The organism is Salmonella sp. SAL04202 (assembly GCF_046550775.1).
In the GTDB taxonomy this organism is placed as follows: domain Bacteria; phylum Pseudomonadota; class Gammaproteobacteria; order Enterobacterales; family Enterobacteriaceae; genus Salmonella; species Salmonella enterica.
Genome location: NZ_JBGDXK010000001.1, coordinates 1,498,744 through 1,522,597 on the forward strand (window position 1 = coordinate 1,498,744; position 23,854 = coordinate 1,522,597).

Annotated in this window: 25 protein-coding genes; 14 read left to right on the forward strand and 11 right to left on the reverse strand. The window is 50.4% G+C overall.

Going from position 1 to position 23,854, the window contains the following annotated elements; translation table 11 throughout:
- From trpB to ACLJQJ_RS07475, 6 genes are all read left to right on the forward strand, one after another.
- Positions 1–1,194 carry a tryptophan synthase subunit beta gene (gene trpB, locus ACLJQJ_RS07450; RefSeq protein ID WP_000209485.1) on the forward strand — a complete coding sequence of 398 codons (1,194 nt, stop codon included), beginning with the start codon at positions 1–3 and terminating at the stop codon, positions 1,192–1,194.
- Complete coding sequence (trpA, locus tag ACLJQJ_RS07455) at positions 1,194–2,000, forward strand: tryptophan synthase subunit alpha (RefSeq protein WP_000443031.1); 807 nt, start codon at positions 1,194–1,196, stop codon at positions 1,998–2,000. The genes trpB and trpA overlap by 1 nt, the downstream gene beginning before the upstream one ends.
- 479 nt (positions 2,001–2,479) lie before the next feature.
- Positions 2,480–2,662: a general stress protein gene (locus tag ACLJQJ_RS07460; RefSeq protein ID WP_000807657.1), complete on the forward strand. Its 183-nt coding sequence runs from the start codon at positions 2,480–2,482 to the stop codon at positions 2,660–2,662.
- 89 nt (positions 2,663–2,751) lie between these two features.
- Complete coding sequence (locus ACLJQJ_RS07465) at positions 2,752–3,255, forward strand: ferritin-like domain-containing protein (RefSeq protein WP_001022826.1); 504 nt, start codon at positions 2,752–2,754, stop codon at positions 3,253–3,255.
- 73 nt (positions 3,256–3,328) lie between these two features.
- Positions 3,329–3,835 carry a ferritin-like domain-containing protein gene (locus tag ACLJQJ_RS07470; protein WP_001109977.1) on the forward strand — a complete coding sequence of 169 codons (507 nt, stop codon included), beginning with the start codon at positions 3,329–3,331 and terminating at the stop codon, positions 3,833–3,835.
- A 19-nt stretch (positions 3,836–3,854) separates the two neighbouring features.
- Positions 3,855–4,733 (forward strand): manganese catalase family protein, encoded by an 879-nt coding sequence (locus ACLJQJ_RS07475; protein ID WP_000488346.1) that lies wholly within the window; start codon positions 3,855–3,857, stop codon positions 4,731–4,733.
- 81 nt (positions 4,734–4,814) lie between these two features.
- Here ACLJQJ_RS07475 and ompW read toward each other — a convergent pair whose 3' ends face one another.
- Positions 4,815–5,453, reverse strand: coding sequence for an outer membrane protein OmpW (ompW, locus tag ACLJQJ_RS07480; protein ID WP_000714800.1), 639 nt, complete (start codon positions 5,451–5,453; stop codon positions 4,815–4,817).
- 335 nt (positions 5,454–5,788) lie between these two features.
- Here ompW and ACLJQJ_RS07485 point away from each other — a divergent pair, with 335 nt between their 5' ends.
- The 4 genes from ACLJQJ_RS07485 (at position 5,789) to yciA (ending at position 8,120) form a co-directional block, all read left to right on the forward strand.
- The gene (locus tag ACLJQJ_RS07485) at positions 5,789–6,193 is read left to right on the forward strand and encodes a YkgJ family cysteine cluster protein (RefSeq protein WP_000114955.1); all 405 of its coding nucleotides are present in this window, start codon (positions 5,789–5,791) and stop codon (positions 6,191–6,193) included.
- Positions 6,194–6,218: 25 nt separating this feature from the next.
- Positions 6,219–6,962 (forward strand): YciC family protein, encoded by a 744-nt coding sequence (locus ACLJQJ_RS07490; protein WP_000028507.1) that lies wholly within the window; start codon positions 6,219–6,221, stop codon positions 6,960–6,962.
- 56 nt (positions 6,963–7,018) lie between these two features.
- Positions 7,019–7,558: a septation protein A gene (locus ACLJQJ_RS07495; RefSeq protein ID WP_000808682.1), complete on the forward strand. Its 540-nt coding sequence runs from the start codon at positions 7,019–7,021 to the stop codon at positions 7,556–7,558.
- A gap of 160 nt (positions 7,559–7,718) precedes the next feature.
- On the forward strand, positions 7,719–8,120 hold the full coding sequence (yciA, locus tag ACLJQJ_RS07500) for an acyl-CoA thioester hydrolase YciA (RefSeq protein ID WP_000210317.1): 402 nt from the start codon (positions 7,719–7,721) through the stop codon (positions 8,118–8,120).
- Positions 8,121–8,178: 58 nt separating this feature from the next.
- On the opposite strand, the gene tonB is transcribed toward yciA, so the two are convergent.
- Positions 8,179–8,901 (reverse strand): TonB system transport protein TonB, encoded by a 723-nt coding sequence (gene tonB / locus ACLJQJ_RS07505; RefSeq protein ID WP_001531563.1) that lies wholly within the window; start codon positions 8,899–8,901, stop codon positions 8,179–8,181.
- Positions 8,902–9,124: 223 nt separating this feature from the next.
- Between tonB and ACLJQJ_RS07510 the strand changes: the two genes are divergently transcribed.
- Positions 9,125–9,421 carry a YciI family protein gene (locus tag ACLJQJ_RS07510; protein ID WP_000967605.1) on the forward strand — a complete coding sequence of 99 codons (297 nt, stop codon included), beginning with the start codon at positions 9,125–9,127 and terminating at the stop codon, positions 9,419–9,421.
- A 43-nt stretch (positions 9,422–9,464) separates the two neighbouring features.
- On the opposite strand, the gene ACLJQJ_RS07515 is transcribed toward ACLJQJ_RS07510, so the two are convergent.
- Complete coding sequence (locus ACLJQJ_RS07515; RefSeq protein ID WP_001531561.1) at positions 9,465–9,638, reverse strand: YciY family protein; 174 nt, start codon at positions 9,636–9,638, stop codon at positions 9,465–9,467.
- Between the two features lie 142 nt (positions 9,639–9,780).
- Between ACLJQJ_RS07515 and cls the strand changes: the two genes are divergently transcribed.
- Positions 9,781–11,241 carry a cardiolipin synthase gene (gene cls, locus ACLJQJ_RS07520; RefSeq protein WP_000206886.1) on the forward strand — a complete coding sequence of 487 codons (1,461 nt, stop codon included), beginning with the start codon at positions 9,781–9,783 and terminating at the stop codon, positions 11,239–11,241.
- A 33-nt stretch (positions 11,242–11,274) separates the two neighbouring features.
- Entirely contained in the window at positions 11,275–11,604 is a 330-nt protein-coding gene (locus ACLJQJ_RS07525) for an HI1450 family dsDNA-mimic protein (protein WP_000425070.1), read from the forward strand.
- Between the two features lie 47 nt (positions 11,605–11,651).
- On the opposite strand, the gene ACLJQJ_RS07530 is transcribed toward ACLJQJ_RS07525, so the two are convergent.
- From ACLJQJ_RS07530 to ACLJQJ_RS07560, 7 genes are all read right to left on the reverse strand, one after another.
- Positions 11,652–12,488: an ion transporter gene (locus ACLJQJ_RS07530; protein ID WP_000059074.1), complete on the reverse strand. Its 837-nt coding sequence runs from the start codon at positions 12,486–12,488 to the stop codon at positions 11,652–11,654.
- Positions 12,489–12,535: 47 nt separating this feature from the next.
- Positions 12,536–13,540, reverse strand: coding sequence for a murein tripeptide/oligopeptide ABC transporter ATP-binding protein OppF (oppF, locus tag ACLJQJ_RS07535; protein WP_000994698.1), 1,005 nt, complete (start codon positions 13,538–13,540; stop codon positions 12,536–12,538).
- Positions 13,537–14,544, reverse strand: coding sequence for an ABC transporter ATP-binding protein (locus tag ACLJQJ_RS07540; protein ID WP_000058857.1), 1,008 nt, complete (start codon positions 14,542–14,544; stop codon positions 13,537–13,539). Before ACLJQJ_RS07540 ends, oppF begins: the two co-directional genes overlap by 4 nt.
- Positions 14,545–14,555: 11 nt before the next feature.
- A complete protein-coding gene (gene oppC / locus ACLJQJ_RS07545) occupies positions 14,556–15,464 on the reverse strand; it encodes an oligopeptide ABC transporter permease OppC (RefSeq protein WP_000979653.1) in 909 nt (302 codons plus the stop codon).
- Positions 15,465–15,478: 14 nt separating this feature from the next.
- Positions 15,479–16,399 carry an oligopeptide ABC transporter permease OppB gene (oppB, locus tag ACLJQJ_RS07550; protein ID WP_000911097.1) on the reverse strand — a complete coding sequence of 307 codons (921 nt, stop codon included), beginning with the start codon at positions 16,397–16,399 and terminating at the stop codon, positions 15,479–15,481.
- A 121-nt stretch (positions 16,400–16,520) separates the two neighbouring features.
- The gene (gene oppA, locus ACLJQJ_RS07555) at positions 16,521–18,152 is read right to left on the reverse strand and encodes an oligopeptide ABC transporter substrate-binding protein OppA (RefSeq protein ID WP_063809295.1); all 1,632 of its coding nucleotides are present in this window, start codon (positions 18,150–18,152) and stop codon (positions 16,521–16,523) included.
- Positions 18,153–18,928: 776 nt separating this feature from the next.
- Positions 18,929–19,576 carry a YchE family NAAT transporter gene (locus tag ACLJQJ_RS07560; protein WP_000615840.1) on the reverse strand — a complete coding sequence of 216 codons (648 nt, stop codon included), beginning with the start codon at positions 19,574–19,576 and terminating at the stop codon, positions 18,929–18,931.
- A 476-nt stretch (positions 19,577–20,052) separates the two neighbouring features.
- Here ACLJQJ_RS07560 and adhE point away from each other — a divergent pair, with 476 nt between their 5' ends.
- Positions 20,053–22,731, forward strand: coding sequence for a bifunctional acetaldehyde-CoA/alcohol dehydrogenase (gene adhE, locus ACLJQJ_RS07565; protein ID WP_000301678.1), 2,679 nt, complete (start codon positions 20,053–20,055; stop codon positions 22,729–22,731).
- Positions 22,732–22,926: 195 nt separating this feature from the next.
- On the opposite strand, the gene tdk is transcribed toward adhE, so the two are convergent.
- On the reverse strand, positions 22,927–23,544 hold the full coding sequence (gene tdk / locus ACLJQJ_RS07570; protein WP_000068095.1) for a thymidine kinase: 618 nt from the start codon (positions 23,542–23,544) through the stop codon (positions 22,927–22,929).
- Between the last annotated feature and the right edge of the window lie 310 nt (positions 23,545–23,854).

Genomic DNA, 23,854 nt, shown 5'->3' on the forward strand with positions numbered 1-23,854 from the left:
ATGACAACACTTCTCAACCCCTACTTTGGTGAATTCGGCGGCATGTATGTGCCGCAGATCCTGATGCCTGCGCTGAACCAGCTTGAAGAGGCCTTCGTCAGCGCGCAAAAAGATCCTGAATTTCAGGCGCAATTCGCCGATCTGCTAAAAAACTACGCGGGACGCCCCACCGCGCTGACGAAATGCCAGAACATTACCGCCGGTACGCGTACCACGTTGTATTTAAAGCGCGAAGATTTACTGCACGGCGGCGCACACAAAACCAATCAGGTACTGGGTCAGGCGCTGCTGGCCAAACGGATGGGTAAAAGCGAGATTATCGCTGAAACCGGCGCCGGTCAGCACGGCGTCGCCTCTGCGCTCGCCAGCGCCCTGCTGGGTCTGAAATGCCGTATCTATATGGGCGCCAAAGACGTTGAGCGCCAGTCGCCGAACGTCTTCCGTATGCGTCTGATGGGCGCTGAGGTCATCCCGGTTCATAGCGGCTCCGCTACGCTAAAAGATGCCTGTAACGAGGCGCTGCGCGACTGGTCCGGTAGTTACGAAACCGCGCACTATATGCTCGGCACGGCGGCAGGACCGCATCCCTATCCTACCATCGTTCGCGAGTTCCAACGCATGATTGGCGAAGAGACGAAAGCGCAAATCCTCGACAAAGAGGGCCGTCTGCCAGATGCCGTTATCGCTTGCGTCGGCGGCGGCTCAAACGCTATCGGGATGTTTGCGGATTTTATTAATGATACCAGCGTCGGGCTAATAGGCGTTGAACCTGGCGGTCACGGTATTGAAACCGGCGAGCATGGCGCGCCGCTTAAACATGGTCGCGTTGGCATCTATTTCGGGATGAAAGCGCCGATGATGCAAACAGCGGACGGGCAAATTGAAGAGTCCTATTCCATTTCCGCCGGACTCGATTTCCCATCCGTTGGGCCGCAACATGCGTACCTGAACAGCATCGGACGCGCGGATTATGTCTCCATTACCGATGATGAGGCGCTGGAAGCCTTCAAAACGTTGTGCCGCCATGAGGGAATTATCCCGGCGCTGGAATCCTCCCACGCGTTGGCGCACGCTCTGAAAATGATGCGCGAGCAGCCGGAAAAAGAGCAACTGCTGGTGGTCAATCTCTCTGGCCGCGGAGATAAAGACATCTTTACCGTACACGATATCCTGAAAGCGCGAGGGGAAATCTGATGGAACGCTACGAAAATTTATTTGCACAGCTCAACGATCGCCGGGAAGGCGCTTTTGTCCCCTTCGTGACCCTGGGCGACCCTGGCATTGAACAGTCACTGAAAATTATCGACACACTGATTGACGCTGGCGCCGACGCTCTGGAACTGGGGGTTCCCTTCTCCGATCCGCTGGCCGATGGCCCTACCATCCAGAATGCGAACTTACGCGCCTTCGCCGCTGGCGTCACGCCGGCTCAGTGTTTTGAAATGCTGGCGCTGATTCGTGAAAAACACCCGACCATTCCGATTGGCCTGCTAATGTACGCGAATCTGGTGTTCAATAACGGCATAGATGCGTTCTATGCCCGTTGTGAACAGGTTGGCGTAGATTCCGTGCTGGTCGCAGATGTCCCGGTTGAAGAGTCGGCCCCCTTCCGCCAGGCGGCGTTACGGCATAATATCGCGCCGATCTTCATCTGCCCGCCAAATGCGGATGACGATCTTCTGCGCCAGGTCGCATCTTACGGCCGCGGTTATACCTACCTGCTTTCGCGTTCGGGCGTCACCGGCGCGGAAAACCGTGGCGCATTGCCGTTGCATCATCTCATTGAGAAGCTTAAAGAGTACCATGCCGCGCCTGCGTTACAGGGCTTCGGTATCTCCTCTCCGGAACAGGTGTCTGCGGCCGTGCGTGCCGGGGCGGCTGGCGCTATCTCCGGCTCAGCCATTGTCAACATTATCGAGAAAAACCACGCGTCTCCCGAACAGATGTTGGCGGAGCTCAGGTCCTTTGTCTCAGCGATGAAAGCCGCCAGCCGCGCATAACGGGTTAAGCCGTCAGCATAACGCTGGCGGCTTAATGAGAGCTTGGCGCCGAACCAGAATCACGATTCAGACGTAGATCATCAATCTTTTTGGTGTTGTTCCCTGTCCAGCTTTCAAAAAGTCTGAAGTCAATTTTTGCTAAGAAAACTCCTAATCACGCCGAAAAATTTAGCGTTTTCACGTCAATTTCCCCCGCCTTTATGTAAAGAAATGTCAATAAACAATGCATTAACGTTTCTATGGCCGCAGATAGTGACGCTTGTTATTAATAGCAATGCAAAGCATTTTCTGTTAAATCGCTTATTCTAAAAGAAAATATAGAATATATTATCTCTAAACCATTTTTTGTGCGTTATTTACGCGGTAAATCACAACTATTTCCGTCAATTTGACTAATCGGTTTAACCAACTAATTTTAATAGGGTGTCGACACGGTTAAAACCGATTTTTTCAGCAAGCAACGAGACAGGAGAAATAATATGGCCGAACATCGTGGTGGTTCAGGAAATTTCGCCGAGAATCGTGAAAAAGCATCTGAAGCGGGCCGCAAAGGCGGTCAGCATAGCGGCGGGAATTTCAAAAACGATCCGCAACGAGCTTCTGAAGCCGGTAAAAAAGGTGGTCAGAATAGTCACGGCGGACGTAAATCCGATAATTCCTGATTTACTGTAATGTAAATATAACACATGCTTTTATCAAGCAATCTGCGAGTCTTCTGGCTCGCAGTATTTTGCCCAGGAGAATTAGATTTATGAATATCAAAACCGTTGAAGACCTTTTTATCCATCTACTTTCAGATACCTATAGTGCAGAAAAACAATTAACCAAGGCTCTTTCTAAACTAGCCAGAGCCACGTCCAATGAAAAATTAAGCCAGGCCTTTCAATCTCATCTTGAAGAAACCCAGGGTCAGATTGAACGTATTGATCAGATCGTCGAATCTGAATCTGGCATTAAACTGAAAAGAATGAAATGCGTCGCTATGGAAGGGCTGATTGAAGAAGCCAATGAAGTCATCGAAAGTACGGAGAAAAACGAAGTACGCGATGCAGCGCTTATCGCCGCGGCGCAAAAAGTCGAGCATTACGAAATCGCCAGCTACGGCACGCTAGCCACCCTGGCCGAGCAGCTCGGCTATAGCAAGGCATTAAAACTGCTCAAAGAAACCCTCGACGAGGAAAAACAAACTGATTTAAAACTTACCGATTTAGCAGTCAGCAATGTTAATAAAAGTGCTGAACGCAAATCGAAATAATATTTTTAATTATCAGCTTGCATGATTCCGATTTTATTATCGGAGCAGATTATCACGCATTGAGGAATTTAAAATGAATTATACTGAACATTATCATGACTGGCTTCGTGACGCCCATGCCATGGAAAAACAGGCAGAATCGATGCTTGAATCTATGGCCAGCCGTATTGAAAATTATCCTGATATAAAAGCCAGAATTGAACAACATATTAGTGAAACCAAACATCAAATTACCATGCTCGAAGAAGTGTTGGACCGTAATGGCATTTCCCGTTCGGTGTTGAAAGACTCCATGAGTAAAATGGCAGCAATGGGGCAATCTATCGGTGGCATGTTCCCTTCCGATGAAATTGTCAAAGGCTCAATTAGCGGTTATGTTTTCGAGCAGTTCGAAATTGCTTGTTATACCTCCCTGCTGGCGGCGGCAAAAAAAGCTGGCGACACTGCCTCAATCCCGACGATTGAAGCCATTCTGAAAGAAGAAATGCAAATGGCTGACTGGCTGATCAAACATATTCCGCAGACAACGGAACAATTTTTACTGCGATCTGAAGCAGATGGCGTTGAAGCCAAAAAATAAATAATAAGCAGGAGGCAATATGTTTCGACACGTAAAACAACTTCAATATACTGTGCGAGTGAGCGAACCTAATCCTGGATTAGCGAACCTGCTGCTGGAACAGTTTGGCGGCCCGCAGGGCGAACTGGCGGCCGCCTGCCGCTACTTCACGCAAGGTTTAAGCGATGATGATGCCGGTCGTAGAGAGATGTTAATGGACATCGCCACCGAGGAGTTGAGTCATCTGGAAATTATCGGCTCACTGGTAGGAATGCTTAATAAAGGCGCTAAAGGCGAGCTGGCGGAAGGCATCGAAAGCGAAGCGGAACTTTATCGCTCGTTGACGCAGAATGGTAATGACAGCCATATCACCTCTCTGCTGTATGGCGGCGGCCCGGCGTTGACGAACTCCGGCGGCGTACCGTGGACCGCGGCTTATATTGATACTATCGGCGAAGTCACAGCCGATCTACGCTCAAACATCGCGGCAGAGGCGCGAGCGAAGATTATTTATGAACGCCTGATTAACCTGACCGACGATCCTGGCGTAAAAGACACGCTCAGTTTCTTAATGACCCGTGAAGTCGCGCACCAGCTCTCTTTTGAAAAGGCGCTGTATTCGATTCGTAACAACTTCCCGCCGGGTAAATTACCGCCGGTAGAACAGTATACCGACGTGTACTACAACATGTCGCAAGGCGACGATCCGCGAGGTAGCTGGAATAGCGATGAGAACTTCAACTATGTCGCAGAACCGATGCCTGCTGTTGATGGCGGCGATGGCCTGGCGACAGTGAAATTGCCGCGCGAGCAGATGGCGCTGCTCAAAGCGATGGCAGAAAGAACGAAATCGGACCCCACCGTTGATCCTCTCACTGGCGCAGAACTAGGCTGCGGCGAACCGAAAGAAGACAAGTGAGTTCCGACAAGTAAAATCCGTGTGTCATGTCCTTTTTTGACCCCGCCTGGCGGGGTCTTTTTTCGTCACAACATCACGCGATTAGAAACGATAGCCTGCCGAGAACATAAATACCCATGGGTCCAGACGCACGCTGTCATGCTGCTGCACGCCGCCCATTTTATAATTGGCGGTAGTATCAATATCCATGTACCAGACAGAGGCGCCAATTAACCAGTCGCGGTTAATCAGGTAATCTACCCCAACTTGCCCTGCCGCGCCCCAGGAATCCTTAAAGCTCAGATCGGACAGCCCGGCATTTTTACCATTATCGTTAAAGTCGTTATCGAAGAAGGTGGTGTAGTTCACCCCCACGCCGACATAAGGACGCACTTTGCTGCTGGAATCGCCGAAGTACCACTGCGCCATTAACGTTGGCGGTAACAGGTGGACCGTGGCGATATCACCCGTCGCGCCCGTACCCACCTTATGGCGGAACGGCGTAGCCGCCAGCAATTCAACCCCGATATTGTCCGTCGCCATGTAAGTGAATGTCAGGCCGAGTTGCGTGTTATTACTCACATCAAACCCGTTTAAATGCCCCAGCGTACCACCCGCCCCTTCTGTAGGTCTGACGGTTGCCGGACCTGCACGCATAAAGAATTCTCCGGCTTCGTGCGCGAACGCGCTGCCTGAGAGAAGAGTTGTTAACGCCAGTGCCGCCACTGTAAATTTTTTCATACCCGCTCCATCGTTATGGTTATAAAAGCGTGATGAATATACCCACAATGAAGTAATAAGTGATCTAACACAGATCACATTTGTTCTTATAATTTAACATTTATTGATCCAGATTAATTTAGAACTTGCATTGAAAATCCTGGTTATAGGAATTCAGATCAATTTTGACATATTCACGCTATGCAAATATTTGTCTGCTCTGTTGCCCTGGCGATAAAGGCTGGCTAAGGTAATCAATGTCCCACAATGGCGCGTGGCGTTAAGATTCGCGAACACTGCGGGACAGATTAATTTCCGTTGTAATCTATTGATACGTGAGTTTTTGCAGGTGAATCATGAGCGTTCTTAACCCATGCATGACATGCGGTGCCTGTTGTGCCTATTTTCGTGTCTCCTTTTATTGGGCTGAAGGCGACGATGCCAGCGGACGCGTTCCGGCATCATTAACCGAGCCTGTTACTCCTTTTTTACGTTGTATGGCCGGTACCAACCAAAAACAGCCGCACTGTAAAGCGCTAATTGGCACGCCGGGTGAAAACGTCAGTTGCGCTATTTATGAAAACCGCCCTTCAACCTGTCGCGAATTTTCGATATCGGGCGAAGGAGGCGAAGTGAATGAGGCGTGCAATCGCGCCCGCGCGCGATACGGATTACCGCCGCTTTACAAAGATATGCTTTTCCATACAACTGCTGATGCTGCCACTGTAGAGTTATCCAGGGTACAATTGCCCGCAAATTAACACCTGCAAAACTCAAGGAGAGTGCATGTCTATCACGGCGAAGTCCGTTTACCGTGACGCCGGAAATTTTTTCCGAAATCAATTTATTACTATCTTGCTGGTTTCGTTGCTGTGCGCATTTATCACGGTGGTCTTAGGTCATGCCTTTTCACCCAGCGATGCGCAAATCGCGCAACTCAGTGAAGGAGAACATCTGGCAGGCAGCGCTGGCCTGTTTGAGCTGGTACAAAATATGACGCCGGAGCAGCAGCAGATCCTGTTGCGCGCCTCTGCCGCCTCGACGTTTTCCGGGCTTATCGGCAATGCTATTCTGGCCGGCGGTATCATCCTGATGATTCAGTTAGTTTCAGCAGGACATCGGGTTAGCGCGCTGCGCGCTATCGGCGCCAGCGCCCCTGCATTGCCTAAACTGTTTATTCTTATTTTTCTGACTACCCTGTTAGTGCAAATCGGTATAATGCTGATTGTCGTTCCGGGGATTATTATGGCCATTGTGCTGGCGCTTGCGCCAGTGATGTTGGTTGAAGAGAAAATGGGCGTGTTTGCCGCAATGCGCAGCAGTATGCGTTTAGCCTGGGCTAACATGAGACTGGTCGCGCCCGCGGTGATAGGCTGGTTACTGGCTAAAACATTGCTATTGCTGTTCGCGCCCAGCTTCGCTGTACTGACCCCAAATGTAGGCGCTGTACTGGCGAATACGTTGAGCAATCTGATTTCCGCAGTATTGCTTATCTACTTATTCCGCCTGTATATGTTGATTCGCCAATAATCCGCAATGCGCCGTTACGCGGCGCATTCGACGCTCGTTGATGATGGAATCGAAGAATGAAGCAGTTTCTGGATTTTTTACCGCTGGTTGTCTTTTTTGCGTTTTATAAACTTTATGACATCTATGCGGCGACCTCCGCACTGATTGTCGCGACGGCAATCGTGCTGATTTATAGCTGGGTGCGCTATCGGAAAATAGAGAAGATGGCGCTGATTACCTTTGTTCTGGTTGCCGTCTTCGGCGGTCTGACGCTCTTCTTCCATAACGATGAATTTATTAAATGGAAGGTGACGGTTATTTATGCGCTGTTCGCCGGCGCGCTGTTAATAAGCCAGTGGGTGATGAAAAAACCGTTAATCCAACGTATGTTAGGTAAAGAACTGGCGTTGCCGCAGCAGGTCTGGTCAAAGCTGAACCTGGCGTGGGCGCTGTTTTTTATTGCGTGCGGTCTGGCTAACATTTATATCGCCTTCTGGTTGCCGCAAAATATCTGGGTCAACTTTAAGGTCTTTGGACTCACGGCACTGACGCTCATTTTTACCCTGCTGAGCGGCGTCTATATCTACCGGCATCTGCCACAGGAAGATAAATCATAACCCTCCCGTGACTTATCATCGCCAGACTGCGAACGCCTGGCGATATTTTCTTCGCCTTTACGCCCTGCGCTTTCCCGTCAGTACCTTTATTCCCACTATTCTCCACACAAAATTCATAGTAGCATCGCGGCTGTAATTTTTTCTGATAGTCGGTTTTACAATGACAACAATGGATAATACTCCTCAGGGCGAGCTGGTTTTACGTACACTGGCCATGCCTGCCGATACCAATGCGAACGGCGATATTTTTGGCGGCTGGCTGATGTCGCAAATGGATATTGGCGGCGCGATACTGGCCAAAGAGATCGCGCACGGTCGGGTTGTAACCGTACGCGTGGAAGGAATGACATTTCTGCGCCCCGTCGCGGTTGGCGATGTCGTATGCTGCTACGCGCGCTGCGTTAAACGCGGTACGACGTCTATTAGCATCAATATTGAAGTCTGGGTGAAAAAAGTCGCGTCAGAACCGATTGGACAGCGCTACAAGGCCACCGAGGCGCTGTTTATTTATGTTGCCGTCGATCCGGACGGTAAACCTCGCCCGCTCCCGGTTCAGGGTTAAGTATACCCGCTTACGCCGCCAGCAGGTGATGGTATATTCCTACTGGCGGCGCCAGAGATTACTCAATCTGCGCCGTACCGTTCAGACGGAAGATAATATTGACCACCAGCCCGGAACCCGGCTTGCCTGCTTCATAGCGCCATTTGCGCATCGCATTCTTAACTTCACGCTCAAACATATTGGCTGGCTGCGCGGATAGAATCTGTACATTTTCCACTCGCCCAGCAGAGGTCACGTCAAACTTCACCTTTACGCGGCCTTCAATACGTAACGCCTGTGCTCGCGCCGGATACTGCGGCTGGTTACGGCTCAGAGCGCGAGGTCCAGTGGGCACGCTCACCGCGGGCTTGCTGGTCGCCGATGCGGTGCTGCTTGTTGGCCGCACCGGGGCGCTATTTTCAAACGGTGAGGCAGGACGCGGCGCGGCTGGTTTGACTTCGCGCTTCGGCTGCTCTTCAACCTTTTTCACCGGTTTCGGTTTTGGCTTGGGTTTTGGCTTAGGTTTGGGTTTCTCAATCACCACGGGCGCTTCTTTAGGCGGTTCAGGGATCGGCTCTGGCTCCGGTTCGGGTTCAACCACCGGCTCCGGCGGCGGCTGAACCGCCTGGGGCGGCTCCAGGTCGGCGGGTGAAACCATTGTCACCGTGATAGGCTGCGCTGGCGCAGGCAATTCAATAACCTGATGTACCGAGGTATAGAGCAAACCTGCCACTACAGCACCATGAATGCCTACGGAAAGAAGTGTCGGCCAGGGAAAGCGACGAGGTAAATCAAGGGTCATTGAAGTCATAATCGTTTCAGTTGAAAAACCAGAGCTGAATTTTAAATGCAAATAGCAATCATATTCAATAAGGCATTGCCGATAGCGGCATTTAAAAGATGATATCGCGCAAAAACACCACACAAAATGTGCATGTTTAACAAAGTCGGTATCTTTACATTGCAGTTAAATGCCCTTTCCAATAACGTAATCAGCAACTTTTACCGATTAAGGAGCTCTACCCGTGCTGTATGTTATTTACGCTCAGGATAATGCCAACTCGCTTGAAAAACGCCTCTCGGTACGGCCCGCGCATCTGGCGCGCCTGCAACTTCTGCATGATGAAGGGCGATTATTAACTGCCGGGCCGATGCCCGCAGTGGACAGTAACGATCCTGGGGTAGCCGGATTTACCGGGTCAACGGTGATTGCTGAATTTGAATCTTTAGAAGCGGCGCAATCCTGGGCTGATGCGGACCCCTACGTCGCAGCGGGCGTCTATGCGCAGGTTTCGGTCAAACCATATAAGAAGATCTTTTGAAAAGGATGGCCTGTTGGGCACCGCATACGGTGCCCTTTCTGGCTCACACACCGTGAATCGCAAAGAGTAATGAATTACGCTGACGATTAAAGATGCATTTCCTGATGGTATGGATACGCATATTACGGCGTGATTGCCCTTCAAGCCAACGCGCTTTACGGCGGCTCGCCTGACGTAGCATTCGCCAGCGCCCCACTTCCGTTCTACTACGCTTCATGTTTACGACTCTCACTGTAACAGAAGCGCCATTATACCCCCTCGCCGGATGCAGACCAGCGCTTTTCCCGTGTTTTTATTTGCCATGTGAATCCTGACGCGTAAACTCTTAACAACACGCTTTCTAAAGGATTTTTAAAGTTATGACAACCTTCTACACCGTGGTGAGTTGGCTGGTCATTTTGGGATACTGGGTTCTCATTGCCGGCGTCACATTACGTATTCTAATGAAACGGCGCGCAGTTCCCTCCGCAATGGCCTGGTTGTTAATCATCTATATCCTTCCGCTGGTCGGGATCATCGCCTATTTGTCCGTGGGCGAATTGCATTTAGGCAAACGTCGCGCCGAGCGTGCCCGCGCCATGTGGCCGTCTACCGCCAAATGGTTGAATGACCTCAAAGCCTGCAAACACATTTTCGCGCAAGAAAACAGTAGCGTCGCATCGTCCTTGTTTAAGCTGTGCGAACGACGTCAGGGGATTGCGGGCGTCAAAGGCAACCAGTTGCAATTGCTTACCGACTCCGATGATGTCATGCAGGCGCTTATTCGCGATATCCAACTGGCGCGGCATAATATCGAAATGGTGTTTTACATCTGGCAGCCAGGCGGCATGGCGGATCAGGTCGCTGAATCGCTAATGGCCGCCGCCCGCCGCGGCATCCACTGCCGGCTTATGCTGGATTCCGCGGGTAGCGTCGCTTTCTTCCGCAGCCCCTGGGCGGCCATGATGCGTAACGCTGGCATTGAAGTCGTAGAGGCGCTGAAGGTGAATCTGATGCGCGTCTTTTTACGCCGTATGGATCTTCGCCAGCACCGTAAAATGGTGATGATTGACAATTACATCGCCTATACCGGCAGTATGAATATGGTGGACCCGCGTTTTTTCAAACAGGATGCCGGCGTTGGGCAATGGGTCGATTTGATGGCGCGGATGGAGGGCCCCGTGGCGACAGCAATGGGGATTGTTTACTCCTGCGATTGGGAAATCGAGACGGGTAAACGCATTCTGCCTCCCCCGCCGGATGTGAATATTATGCCGTTTGAGCAGGCCAGCGGGCATACCATTCATACCATTGCTTCCGGCCCTGGTTTTCCGGAAGATCTCATTCACCAGGCACTATTAACCGCCACCTATGCTGCGCGCGAATATTTAATTATGACCACGCCATATTTCGTCCCCAGCGACGATCTGCTGCACGCTATTTGTACCGCTGCGCAGCGCGGCGTGGATGTCAGTATTATCCTGCCCCGTAAAAATGATTCACTGCTCGTCGGCTGGGCCAGTCGCGCCTTTTTTAGCGAGTTACTGGCGGCGGGCGTGAAAATCTATCAGTTCGAAGGCGGGCTGTTACATACCAAAAGCGTGCTGGTCGATGGCGAACTGAGCCTGGTCGGTACCGTGAATCTCGACATGCGTAGCCTGTGGCTTAATTTCGAGATTACGCTGGTCATTGATGATACGGGTTTCGGCGCCGATCTGGCTGCGGTACAGGACGATTATATTTCGCGCTCCCGCCTGTTAGATGCGCGTTTGTGGGTAAAACGTCCGTTATGGCAGCGTATTACCGAGCGATTGTTTTACTTCTTTAGTCCATTGCTGTAAAACGTGACCAACATGAGTAAACAGGTAGTCACTATGGAAATGGATCTGAACAATCGCCTGACTGAAGACGAAACGCTTGAGCAGGCTTACGATATTTTTCTTGAGCTGGCGGCGGATAATCTTGATCCGGCTGATATCATTCTGTTCAATTTGCAATTCGAGGAGCGCGGCGGCGCGGAGTTGTTTGATCCCGCTGAAGACTGGCAAGAGCACGTCGATTTTGACCTGAATCCAGACTTTTTTGCCGAGGTGGTAATTGGCCTGGCGGATACCGAAGACGGCGAAATTAACGACATTTTCGCCCGCGTTCTGCTGTGCCGGGAAAAGGACCACAAGCTGTGCCATATTCTCTGGCGCGAATAAGCGGTTCAGGCCGGATGGCGTCTGATTGCGCCCTCCGGCAAGCCTGTTTAATCCGGTAGCTTACTGCCGCATCGGTTACAATATTGCGCGCTATGTTCATGCTGGCTTTGCTGGCACTGCGGACATTTTCGCTGCCAGTGACGTTTTTGAAACGCGCTGCTCATGTGCGTGGTAATCAGTCCTGTAGGAATCGCAATCACCGAATAGCCAATCAAAATAAGCACCGACGCGACAATACGTCCCAGCGGCGTATGCGGCGTAATATCACCGTACCCCACGGTTGTGACTGTCACTATCGCCCAATACACCGAGGCATTAAGCGTCGTAAAGCCATATTTCGGTCCTTCAATAAGATACATCAGGGCACCGAAAATAATCATCACGATCGCAATAAATGAATAGAACAGAATAAGCTGATGACGCGCGCTAATAATGGCGCTCCAGAATACGCGCAGGGATGGCATAAAGCGTAGCAGTTTAAGGATACGCAGCACGCGAATCGCTCGCATAGCACGCCAGGCAAACATATAGTTCAGACTAATTTCCGGCCACAGCCACATGACGTACAGCGGCAAAATCGTCACCAGATCAATAAATCCCCAGAAACTAAAAACGTATTTTGCCGGTTCGGGCCAGCTAAACAGTCTGAGCAAGTATTCACCGGTAAATATCAGGGTAACGCAGAGCTCCAGCCAGACAAAAATATGCCATTCATCAAATGTCAGGTGATATTCCGTTCCTACGCCTGATTCAACAAAAATGACCAGTACGCTAAGCAGCGCAAACAGCGCGCATAACCCTTCAAAACGGCGACCTGAGCGCGTAGTCAAATCGAACAGATTATGATAAAGACGACGGCGAACCGACGACAAAGAAAGTGACACGGTAACCTCACCTAAAAGAAGGGCTGACGAATTGTCAGCCCTTGCGATTATAACGGGTCTACTTTAAGGCAGGAAACGGCATGGCGAAAACTCCCTTCCAGCACCGGTCGCGTTTGCGCGCATTCTGGCCCAGCTAGCGGACAGCGTGTACGGAACACGCAGCCGGAAGGCGGGTTAATGGGTGAAGGTAATTCGCCCTCCAGCAATTGTATCTTCTTATTTCGCTCCAGATCGGGATCGGGAATCGGTACCGCCGACATCAGCGCTTTGGTATAAGGATGCAGTGGATTATGGTACACCTCATCATAGGTGCCCAATTCTACCGCATGACCGAGATACATCACCAGGACACGATCGGATATGTGCTTTACGACCGCCAGATCGTGCGCAATAAAAATCAACGACAGCCCCATCTCTCGCTGTAACTGCTGGAGCAAATTCACCACCTGCGCCTGAATAGAAACGTCCAGCGCCGACACCGGCTCATCGCAAATAATGAGCTTAGGTTCCAGGATCAATGCCCGGGCGATACCGATGCGCTGGCACTGCCCCCCGGAAAATTCATGGGGATAACGGTTGATGAGGTTCGGCAACAGCCCCACTTTCAGCATCATGGCTTTCACGCGGTCACGCACGTCCTGGCGCGAAAGTTTAGGATGATAAGTGCGCAGCGGTTCAGCGATAATTTCGCCAATCGTCATTCGCGGGTTGAGTGACGCCAGCGGGTCCTGGAAAATCATCTGGATATCGCTGCGCACTTCGCGCCACTCATCCGCTTTCATGCCCAACAGATCTTTTCCCAGCCAGGCGACTTTACCGTCTGTCGCCTTCACCAGACCAATAATGGCGCGCGCAAACGTCGACTTGCCGCAGCCGGATTCGCCCACCACGCCCAGCGTTTCGCCTTCATACAGGCGTAGCGTAACGCCGTCCACCGCTTTCAGGGTTTTCGGCGGTTGCCAGAACCACTGCTTCCCTTCTTTGATATCAAAATGTACTTTCAGATCGGCGATTTCGAGGAGAACTTTACGTTGTTCAATCACAGCATTCATAGCAGTTCCTCCACCGGTTTAAAACAGGCGCGCAAGCGACCAGGACTGAACGCTTCAAGTGGCGGCGCATTATTGCAGATCTCCATCGCATGAGGACAACGCGGCTGGAATGGACAACCTTTAGGCAAACGCAATAAATTGGGAGGATTGCCCGGAATCGTCAGCATTTCCGCCCCCTCGCTATCCAGACGCGGCACCGCATTAAGCAGGCCTATCGAATACGGATGGACGGGCTGATAAAAAACATCGCGCGCCTTACCGTATTCCATGGTACGCCCGGCATACATTACCAGGACCTTATCGCAAATACCCGCGACCACGCCCAGATCGTGGGTAATCATGATAATGGCGGTATTAAATTCGCGCTTTAGCTCATTAAGCAAGGTCATAATCTGCGCCTGCACGGTAACATCAAGCGCGGTGGTAGGCTCATCGGCAATAAGCAGTTTCGGCCTGCACAACAGCGCCATCGCAATCATCACACGTTGACGCATTCCGCCGGAAAATTCGTGCGGGTACATTTTCATCCGTTTGCGCGCTTCCGGCATTTTTACGGCATCCAGCATTCTGACGGACTCTTCAAAAGCTTCCGCTTTGCTCATTCCTTTATGCAGCATCAGGACTTCCATTAACTGCTCCCCAACGCGCATATAAGGATTTAGCGAGGTCATCGGGTCCTGAAAAATCATCGAAATCTGTTCTGCGCGCAGCGTATTCAGTTCGCGCTCAGGTAGATTAAGAATTTCACGTCCGTTAAAGGTCGCGGAACCGCCGATTCGACCATTCGTCGCCAGCAGTCCCATTAATGCGAACGCCGTTTGCGATTTCCCCGATCCAGACTCGCCAACAATGCCTAACGTTTCTCCAGCGCGAAGCGTAAAGTTCAGATCGTTGACCGCCGTCACATCGCCATCAGGCGTAGCGAACGTAACACGAAGATCATTTACCTCCAGCAGTACATTCGCCGGTTGCGGCGCCTGAGTTGCGGTTTCTGATAAGCTCATGGCTGTACTCCTTAACGATCTTTCGGGTCGAGGGCATCACGCAGGCCATCGCCAATAAAGTTAAAACAGAATAACGTCACCACGAGAAAGCCAGCCGGAAACAGCAGCAGCCACGGTGAGACTTCCATTGAATTTGCGCCATCGCTCAACAACGCTCCCCAACTGCTTAACGGTTCCTGCGTCCCAAGCCCCAGGAAACTGAGGAAAGACTCAAACAGAATCATGCTGGGCACCAGCAACGATGCATACACTACCACTACGCCCAGGACGTTAGGCACAATATGGCGGATCACAATGCTGGCGGTCGACACACCTCCCACCTGCGCGGCTTCGATGAACTCTTTACGTTTAAGACTTAGGGTTTGGCCACGCACGATACGCGCCATATCAAGCCAGGAGACCATGCCGATAGCGACGAAAATCAACAGAATGTTCTGCCCAAAAAACGTCACCAGCAAAATCACAAAGAACATAAACGGGAACGAGTTGAGGATCTCCAACAAACGCATCATCACAGAATCAATTTTGCCGCCCAGATACCCGGACAGCGAGCCATACAGCGTTCCGACAATGACCGCCACCAGCGCGGCGGCAATCCCGACCATCAATGAGATACGCCCGCCGATGGCAACGCGCACCAACAGATCGCGCCCGGAAGAGTCAGTGCCGAAATAGTGGCCGGACGCCATATCCGGCGCGCTGGACATCATGCCCCAGTCGGTATCGAAATAGGTAAATTGCGACAGCATAGGCGCCACTGTCACGAACAGGGCTATCAGAAACAGGACAATAAGACTGGCCACCGCCGCACGGTTATGCATAAAGCGCCGGCGGGCATCTTGCCAAAGGCTGCGACCTTCCACCTCCAGCTTTTCACTGAAATTTTCCAGCGTCTCGCTGTTTTTCTTACTTAACATCATCGCGAGCTCCAGTATCAATAGCGAATTTTCGGGTCGATAACGGCATAGAGCACATCGACAATGGCGTTAAATAATATGGTCAGCGCCCCGACCAGAATGGTCAAACTTAACACCAGCGAGTAATCGCGGTTGAGCGCGCCATTAACGAAAAGCTGCCCAATGCCCGGTAAGCCATAAATCGTTTCAATCACCATTGAGCCGGTAATAATGCCGACAAAGGCTGGCCCCATATAGGATAAAACCGGCAGCAGCGCAGGTTTTAACGCATGGCGGAAGATGATTCTGCGCATCGGTAATCCTTTTGCCCGCGCGGTACGAATAAAGTTCGAATGCAGAACTTCAATCATTGAGCCGCGCGTAATACGAGCGATGCTGGCAATATAGGCCAGTGAAAGCGCGACCATCGGCAGGATCATAAATTTTAACGCCCCGCCGTTCCAGCCGCCGCCAGGCAGCCATTGCAAGGTTATTGCAAAGACCATCACCAGTAGCGGCGCTACCACAAAACTGGGGATAACGACGCCGGTCATGGCAAATCCCATCACCGTATAATCCCATCGCGTATTTTGCTTTAGCGCGGCAATCACGCCAGCGCTGACACCAATAATGACCGCCAGCAAAAAAGCGGCGGCGCCAAGTTTCGCCGAAACGGGGAAGCTGGCGGCAACCAGATCGTTGACCGTGTAATCTTTATATTTAAACGATGGTCCAAAATCGCCATGCGCCAGCTGCTTCAGGTAGCTGAAGTACTGCGTCATGATGGGATCGTTCAGATGATATTTTGCTTCAATATTGGCCAGCACTTCCGGCGGCAATGCGCGCTCGCCGGTAAAAGGGCTACCCGGCGCGAGGCGCATCATAAAGAAAGAGATGGTAATAAGAATAAACAGCGTCGGAATCGCTTCCAGACAGCGGCGTAAAATAAATTTCAACATTGCCCGTACCTTCTGGCCTGTGCCTTTACTTCCCGGACGTGACAAAAGATCCGCCAGGGAAAGTTATAGTGCGATGAAAAAAGACACCATGGGACAACCGCAGTTGTCCCATGTCTTGCCATTAATGTTTGATAATATATAAGTTTTTCACATAAATATTATCCAGCGGGTCTTTACCGGTATACCCGCCCACCCAGGGTTTCACCAGGCGCGCGTTAACGTAGTAATACACCGGCACAATAGCCGAGTCTTTATCTAACTGCTGCTCCGCTTTAGCGTAGAGTTCGCTGCGCTGCGTATCGTCCACCACTTTCAGCGTGTCGGCAATCAGCTTATCAAACGCCGGGCTCTTATAATGCGCGGTGTTATTTGAACTGTCGGACAACATGGTATTCAGGAACGAGGTCGGTTCATTATAATCTGCGCACCACCCGGCTCTGGCAACATCAAAGGTGCCCTGATGACGGGTATCCAGGAAGGTTTTCCATTCCTGATTCTCCAGATTCACATTGACGCCCAGATTTTTCTTCCAGATAGACGCCACGGCAATAGCCAGTTTTTTATGCAGATCGGAGGTGTTATACAGCAGGTCGAATGTTAAGGGCTTATCCGCCGTAAAGCCGGCTTCAGCCAACAATTTCTTCGCTTCTTCATTACGCTTTTGCTGGGACCATTTGAACCACTCAGGCTCTACCAGTTTTGCGCCATCGGTATACGGCGGCGTGTAGCTATAAGCGGGTAAATCGCCCTGATTTTTAACCTTATTAACAATAATGTCGCGATCTAACGCCAGTTTCAGCGCGGTACGCACGCGGACATCGTTAAACGGCGCTTTTTGATTATTAATTTCGTAATAATAGGTACACAAATAAGGGTCTACGCGGACTTCATTCGGGATCTCTTTTTTCAGTTTCTGGAATAATTCGATCGGCATATTGTTATAAGTCATATCGATCTCGCCGCTGCGGTAGCGGTTAACATCCGTCACCTCCGAAGAGATAGGCAAATAAGTTACCTGATTGATGACGGTTTTGTCGTTATCCCAGTATTGCGGGTTACGCTCCAGCACGATACGTTCGTTCACCACCCAATTTTTTAACTTATAAGCGCCGTTAGTGACAATATTGGCCGGTTGTGTCCACTTATCGCCAAATTTTTCGACCGCTGATTTCGGTACAGGAGACACTGAAGGGTGGACCAACAATTTGTAGAAATAAGGCACCGGCTCACTTAAGGTCACTTCAAAGGTGTGATCATCAAGCGCTTTTACCCCCAGATCGGTGGCGGGTTTTTTACCGGCGATAATGTCATCGATATTAGCGATATGACCGTATTGCAGATAGCTGGCGTACGGCGATGCCGTATTAGGATCGGCCAGGCGTTGCCAGCTATAAACGAAATCATGGGCGGTGACGGGCGTACCATCTGACCATTTCGCATTTTCACGTAGATGGAATGTCCAGACTTTAAAATCTTTATTTTCCCATTTTTCCGCGACGCCCGGTGAAGGATGCCCCTCGACATCACTAATTAATAAGCCTTCGAAGAGGTCACGACTGACGTTCGATTCCGGCACGCCTTCAATTTTATGCGGGTCGAGAGACTGCACTTCTGATCCATTATTACGTACCAACGTTTGCTTGTCGGCTAACTGAACGCCGGCGGGCACGTCTGCCGCAGTCGCGGCGCTGGCGGCGATGAGCGCAGTGAGTATTCCCGCTGCAATCAAACTTTTTTTCGTGATGTTAGACATTGTGTTTGTACTCCACTCATTATAATTACTGGTTTTTACCAGCCTGTTTAATCCCGTCAGGGTTCCTGTACAGCACTGGTGGTGTACTGCCAGGTCTGTCACTGCTTTTGCTATCACCGACTTTATTTATTCTGACGATTCGTTCGATCGCCTTTCGTCGATTCGGTATACGACGTACCTGCCCACGTCGCACGTTATTTCTGACAACCATGTAAATGAAAATAGTTATCAACAATGTGAAATCTTCTGCAAAATGTTTGGCCGAAAAGTATCAAATGCGTTTCTGAACCGCCAATTCATTTTACAATTTTGTTAACCAATTCTCTTTTATGGAAAATTTCCTGCTCAGAAAAACAGTTAAAGAATGTTAAAAATATTTGATTTATTCTTTATAATCAATAAGTTGAAAGAAAATCGCCTCGCTGTCACATCGTAGGATATACCTGCGCCAGAAAACACACACAAATTTAACAAATGCTCATTATTTAGCACATTCATCTACGATAGAGCTGAAACAACTAATAACATTTCAATAATCCTTCATCAAGCCCCAGAGTATGGTGTGAATAAAATAACAGACCTACCGCTTCTCACGGACTCAGTAATGTTCATAATAGTTTGATTAATAAAAATAAATAGCGTTAGATTATATTAGTATTTTTTATCATTTAAACGCTGAATGCTTATCAAAGTAAGAAGTGTTACGTGGGAATGTCACTGGGAATGTCACAAGGCGGCCCCCTTAGGGCGCCGCCTGTAAATCAACAGGTGGGAGTTTAGTTGAGCAAGCCGGGGAAAATGCCTTTTATTCCTGTGACAATAAATTCGATGCCGAGCGCCATTAACAACAACCCCATGATTCGGGTAATAACGTTGATACCGGTTTGCCCCAGCAAACGAACCAGCCACGGCGCCATACGGAACACGCCCCAGCAGCAAAGCGCAAAAAGCGCAATGGCAACTGAAAAACCAAGCAAATGCGCGATGCTGTGATAACGCGTTCCCCAGACGATAGTGGAGCTAATCGCCCCTGGCCCCGCCATTAACGGCAGCGCTAACGGCACAACGCCAATGCTCTCGCGTATGGCCGTCTCTGACTTTTCTTGCTTGTTTTGTTTATCTTCCCCCAGCTTCCCGCTGATCATCGACATTGCAATGGTGACAACCAGGATACCGCCCGCAATTCTGAACGAATCAATAGAAATACCAAACAGCTGCAGGATGCCATCGCCGAGGAATAAGGAACTCCACAAGATAATCGCAACCGACAGATTCGCGGTGAGGTTAGTTTTATTACGCGCCGTGGCCGTCTGGTAGCTGGTCATGCTGATGAAAACGGGGATAATCCCCACCGGGTTAACCAGCGCAAAGAGCCCGATAAAGAACTTAAAGTAAACAGGAAAATCAAAAAGCGGTTGAATCACGGTTAGCTCCGAAGCGTTAGCCGGATGAAGTCAATGTTCGTTAATGATCAAAACGCGCAGAAGATACGCCTTTTATTCGCATAGTTCACCTCTTATCTACACCTAATTTCATCCATTCATCGCTGTTATTTATATGTACTCGTTATGCTAATCCACTCACTCTTCATGACAACGATCTCTTAACAATTTACATAAAAGGCTAAAATGGCCTGCTGAAAGGTGTCAGCTTTGCGTAATCTTGATTTAGATCACACAATCGCTACTCAGAAGTGAGTAATCTTGCTTACGCCACCTGGACGTAACGCGTTAGAGTTAAATGATACTAACGCAGAAGCTCTTTTAGTAAATCAGAGCGAAACGGACGTTAAGTAACCACCTGAATTTCAGGCATTTATACAAAGTATCGTCGATCTGTCTATACTCACGTATCGCGCAGATGATTTACTAAAAAAGTTTAACATTATCAGGAGAGCATTATGGCTGTTACTAATGTCGCTGAACTTAACGCACTCGTAGAGCGTGTAAAAAAAGCCCAGCGTGAATATGCCAGTTTCACTCAAGAACAGGTCGACAAAATCTTCCGCGCCGCCGCTCTGGCAGCCGCTGATGCCCGCATTCCGCTGGCCAAAATGGCCGTCGCCGAATCCGGTATGGGTATCGTGGAAGACAAAGTGATTAAAAACCACTTCGCTTCTGAATATATTTACAATGCCTATAAAGATGAAAAAACCTGCGGCGTGCTGTCTGAAGACGACACCTTCGGGACCATCACCATTGCTGAACCTATCGGCATTATTTGCGGTATCGTTCCAACCACTAACCCAACCTCTACCGCGATCTTCAAATCGCTGATTAGCCTGAAGACCCGTAACGCCATCATCTTTTCTCCGCATCCGCGCGCTAAAGAAGCAACCAACAAAGCGGCAGACATCGTTCTGCAAGCGGCTATCGCTGCCGGCGCGCCGAAAGATCTGATTGGCTGGATCGATCAACCTTCCGTAGAACTGTCTAACGCGTTGATGCACCACCCGGATATTAACCTGATCCTCGCCACTGGCGGTCCAGGCATGGTTAAAGCTGCATACAGCTCCGGTAAACCGGCTATCGGCGTAGGCGCAGGCAACACTCCGGTTGTCATTGATGAAACTGCGGATATCAAACGCGCTGTGGCGTCTGTTCTGATGTCTAAAACCTTTGATAACGGCGTAATCTGTGCTTCTGAACAGTCTGTTGTCGTTGTTGATTCCGTCTATGATGCCGTTCGCGAACGTTTCGCCAGCCACGGCGGCTACATGCTGCAGGGCCAGGAGCTGAAAGCGGTTCAAAACGTTATCCTGAAAAATGGCGCTCTGAACGCCGCTATCGTCGGTCAGCCAGCCTACAAAATTGCTGAACTGGCAGGCTTCTCCGTACCAGAAACCACCAAGATTCTGATCGGTGAAGTTACGGTCGTTGACGAAAGCGAACCGTTCGCACACGAAAAACTGTCTCCGACTCTGGCGATGTACCGTGCGAAAGATTTCGAAGAAGCGGTAGAAAAAGCAGAAAAACTGGTCGCTATGGGCGGTATCGGTCACACCTCCTGCCTGTACACTGACCAGGATAACCAGCCAGAACGCGTTGCTTACTTCGGTCAGATGATGAAAACCGCGCGTATCCTGATCAACACCCCGGCCTCTCAGGGTGGTATCGGTGACCTGTACAACTTCAAACTCGCACCTTCCCTGACGTTGGGTTGTGGTTCCTGGGGTGGTAACTCCATCTCTGAAAACGTTGGTCCGAAACACCTGATCAACAAGAAAACCGTTGCTAAGCGAGCTGAAAACATGTTGTGGCACAAACTTCCGAAATCTATCTACTTCCGCCGTGGCTCTCTGCCCATCGCGCTGGATGAAGTGATTACTGATGGCCACAAACGTGCGCTCATCGTGACTGACCGCTTCCTGTTCAACAACGGCTACGCAGACCAGATCACCTCTGTGCTGAAAGCGGCTGGCGTTGAAACCGAAGTCTTCTTCGAAGTTGAAGCCGACCCGACGCTTTCCGTTGTTCGCAAAGGCGCTGAGCTGGCTAACTCCTTCAAACCGGACGTGATCATCGCGCTGGGCGGTGGTTCGCCGATGGACGCCGCGAAAATCATGTGGGTCATGTACGAACACCCGGAAACTCACTTCGAAGAACTGGCGCTGCGCTTTATGGACATCCGTAAACGTATCTACAAGTTCCCGAAAATGGGCGTGAAAGCGAAAATGATCGCCGTCACCACCACTTCCGGTACCGGTTCTGAAGTCACACCGTTTGCGGTTGTGACCGACGATGCAACCGGTCAGAAATATCCGCTGGCTGACTACGCCCTGACCCCGGATATGGCGATTGTCGACGCCAACCTGGTGATGGATATGCCGAAGTCCCTGTGTGCGTTCGGTGGTCTGGATGCGGTAACTCACGCCCTGGAAGCTTACGTTTCCGTACTGGCTTCTGAGTTCTCTGACGGTCAGGCTCTGCAGGCTCTGAAACTGCTGAAAGAAAACCTGCCGGCGTCTTACCACGAAGGGTCTAAAAACCCGGTTGCGCGTGAACGTGTTCACAGTGCAGCGACTATCGCCGGTATCGCGTTTGCCAACGCCTTCCTCGGTGTATGTCACTCCATGGCGCACAAACTGGGCTCTCAGTTCCACATTCCGCACGGTCTGGCGAACGCCCTGCTGATTTGTAACGTTATCCGCTACAACGCGAATGACAACCCGACCAAGCAGACCGCTTTCAGCCAGTACGATCGTCCGCAGGCACGCCGTCGTTACGCTGAAATTGCTGACCACCTGGGCCTGAGCGCGCCGGGCGACCGTACCGCCGCTAAGATTGAAAAACTGCTGGCATGGCTGGAAAGCATTAAAGCTGAGCTGGGCATTCCTAAGTCTATCCGTGAAGCAGGCGTGCAGGAAGCTGACTTCCTGGCACACGTTGACAAACTGTCTGAAGATGCCTTCGATGACCAGTGCACCGGCGCTAACCCGCGTTATCCGCTGATCTCCGAACTGAAACAGATTCTGCTGGATACCTACTACGGTCGTGATTTCACCGAAGGTGAAGTTGCAGCGAAGAAAGACGTCGTTGCCGCACCGAAAGCAGAGAAAAAAGCGAAAAAATCCGCTTAATTCGTTATCTGCTTTAGCATGACAATAACGGCCTCAATTGAGGCCGTTTTTTTGTTTTACCTGTTTATCTGATGCCTGAAGGCGCTATGCTGATCATCTGGCCTACGTGTTCACGGCACGCCCTTCGTCAGGAGGCCTGAATAATGACCTCCAAAGCGCTACAGGGCGTTTTATAAGCCGATCGTTACCTCGGTATCATATGTGCCGATGACGCTCCTGAATCGCCGTCAGTGAGTCCTCCTCCAGCGCGTCCTTATAATGCTTACGGCAAACTGAAACGTAGCGTTCATTCCCGCCAATAACCACCTGTTCGCCTTCGTTATAAGGCCTGCCGTCCTGATCAAGGCGCAGAACCATACTGGCTTTACGACCGCAGAAACAGATAGTTTTTAATTCCACCAGCTTATCTGACCATGCCAGCAAGTATTGGCTGCCGACAAAGAGCTCCCCACGAAAGTCTGTTCGTAGCCCATAGCAGAGTACTGGAATATCTAATTTGTCGACAACCTCGGATAATTGATAAACCTGCTGGCGAGTCAAAAACTGGCTTTCGTCGACTAACACGCAATGTATTGTCTGCCGCGCGCTCTCGGCACGAATCTCTTCGAACAAGGATGTATTTTGGTTAAACAATTTTGCCGGCGACGACAAACCGATACGAGAGCTGACTTTGCCTGCGCCGAAACGATCGTCGATTTCCGCCGTATATACGACGGTACGCATCCCGCGTTCCTGATAATTGTATGAAGATTGCAGCAGTGCAGTCGACTTACCCGCATTCATTGCCGAATAGTAGAAATATAGCTGTGCCATTGGTCGCAGGACCTCGCCTGAGTGAAATAAAGATTGGCGGGATTGTACCATAATTTACCGACGCGACGGCGCGGCTCGCGCTCCGGTGAGTATTAAGAATTGTACAAACATCGCTCACTATACCCAAAATAATTCGCGTTGCTTAAAGGCAGCAAGGGAGTGAGTGCCCAGGAGCATAGATATCTATGTGGCTGGGGTGAGCGAGCGTAGCCAACACATAAGCAACTTGAAGTATGAAGGGTATATACACATTCCTTCACAAATTATGCCGTTAAAATTCATCAACAATGCTTATCATCACCCGCCAATA

Coding starts and splice junctions, on each gene's coding strand:
- tdk (WP_000068095.1), bottom strand. CDS start 23,544: ATGGCACAGCTATATTTCTACTATTCGGCAATGAATGCGGGTAAGTCG.
- ACLJQJ_RS07465 (WP_001022826.1), top strand. CDS start 2,752: ATGAATATCAAAACCGTTGAAGACCTTTTTATCCATCTACTTTCAGAT.
- oppC (WP_000979653.1), bottom strand. CDS start 15,464: ATGATGTTAAGTAAGAAAAACAGCGAGACGCTGGAAAATTTCAGTGAA.
- ACLJQJ_RS07495 (WP_000808682.1), top strand. CDS start 7,019: ATGAAGCAGTTTCTGGATTTTTTACCGCTGGTTGTCTTTTTTGCGTTT.
- cls (WP_000206886.1), top strand. CDS start 9,781: ATGACAACCTTCTACACCGTGGTGAGTTGGCTGGTCATTTTGGGATAC.
- ompW (WP_000714800.1), bottom strand. CDS start 5,453: ATGAAAAAATTTACAGTGGCGGCACTGGCGTTAACAACTCTTCTCTCA.
- ACLJQJ_RS07540 (WP_000058857.1), bottom strand. CDS start 14,544: ATGAGCTTATCAGAAACCGCAACTCAGGCGCCGCAACCGGCGAATGTA.
- oppB (WP_000911097.1), bottom strand. CDS start 16,399: ATGTTGAAATTTATTTTACGCCGCTGTCTGGAAGCGATTCCGACGCTG.
- trpA (WP_000443031.1), top strand. CDS start 1,194: ATGGAACGCTACGAAAATTTATTTGCACAGCTCAACGATCGCCGGGAA.
- trpB (WP_000209485.1), top strand. CDS start 1: ATGACAACACTTCTCAACCCCTACTTTGGTGAATTCGGCGGCATGTAT.
- tonB (WP_001531563.1), bottom strand. CDS start 8,901: ATGACCCTTGATTTACCTCGTCGCTTTCCCTGGCCGACACTTCTTTCC.
- ACLJQJ_RS07525 (WP_000425070.1), top strand. CDS start 11,275: ATGGAAATGGATCTGAACAATCGCCTGACTGAAGACGAAACGCTTGAG.
- ACLJQJ_RS07460 (WP_000807657.1), top strand. CDS start 2,480: ATGGCCGAACATCGTGGTGGTTCAGGAAATTTCGCCGAGAATCGTGAA.
- ACLJQJ_RS07475 (WP_000488346.1), top strand. CDS start 3,855: ATGTTTCGACACGTAAAACAACTTCAATATACTGTGCGAGTGAGCGAA.
- yciA (WP_000210317.1), top strand. CDS start 7,719: ATGACAACAATGGATAATACTCCTCAGGGCGAGCTGGTTTTACGTACA.
- ACLJQJ_RS07490 (WP_000028507.1), top strand. CDS start 6,219: ATGTCTATCACGGCGAAGTCCGTTTACCGTGACGCCGGAAATTTTTTC.
- ACLJQJ_RS07470 (WP_001109977.1), top strand. CDS start 3,329: ATGAATTATACTGAACATTATCATGACTGGCTTCGTGACGCCCATGCC.
- adhE (WP_000301678.1), top strand. CDS start 20,053: ATGGCTGTTACTAATGTCGCTGAACTTAACGCACTCGTAGAGCGTGTA.
- ACLJQJ_RS07515 (WP_001531561.1), bottom strand. CDS start 9,638: ATGAAGCGTAGTAGAACGGAAGTGGGGCGCTGGCGAATGCTACGTCAG.
- oppF (WP_000994698.1), bottom strand. CDS start 13,540: ATGAATGCTGTGATTGAACAACGTAAAGTTCTCCTCGAAATCGCCGAT.
- oppA (WP_063809295.1), bottom strand. CDS start 18,152: ATGTCTAACATCACGAAAAAAAGTTTGATTGCAGCGGGAATACTCACT.
- ACLJQJ_RS07485 (WP_000114955.1), top strand. CDS start 5,789: ATGAGCGTTCTTAACCCATGCATGACATGCGGTGCCTGTTGTGCCTAT.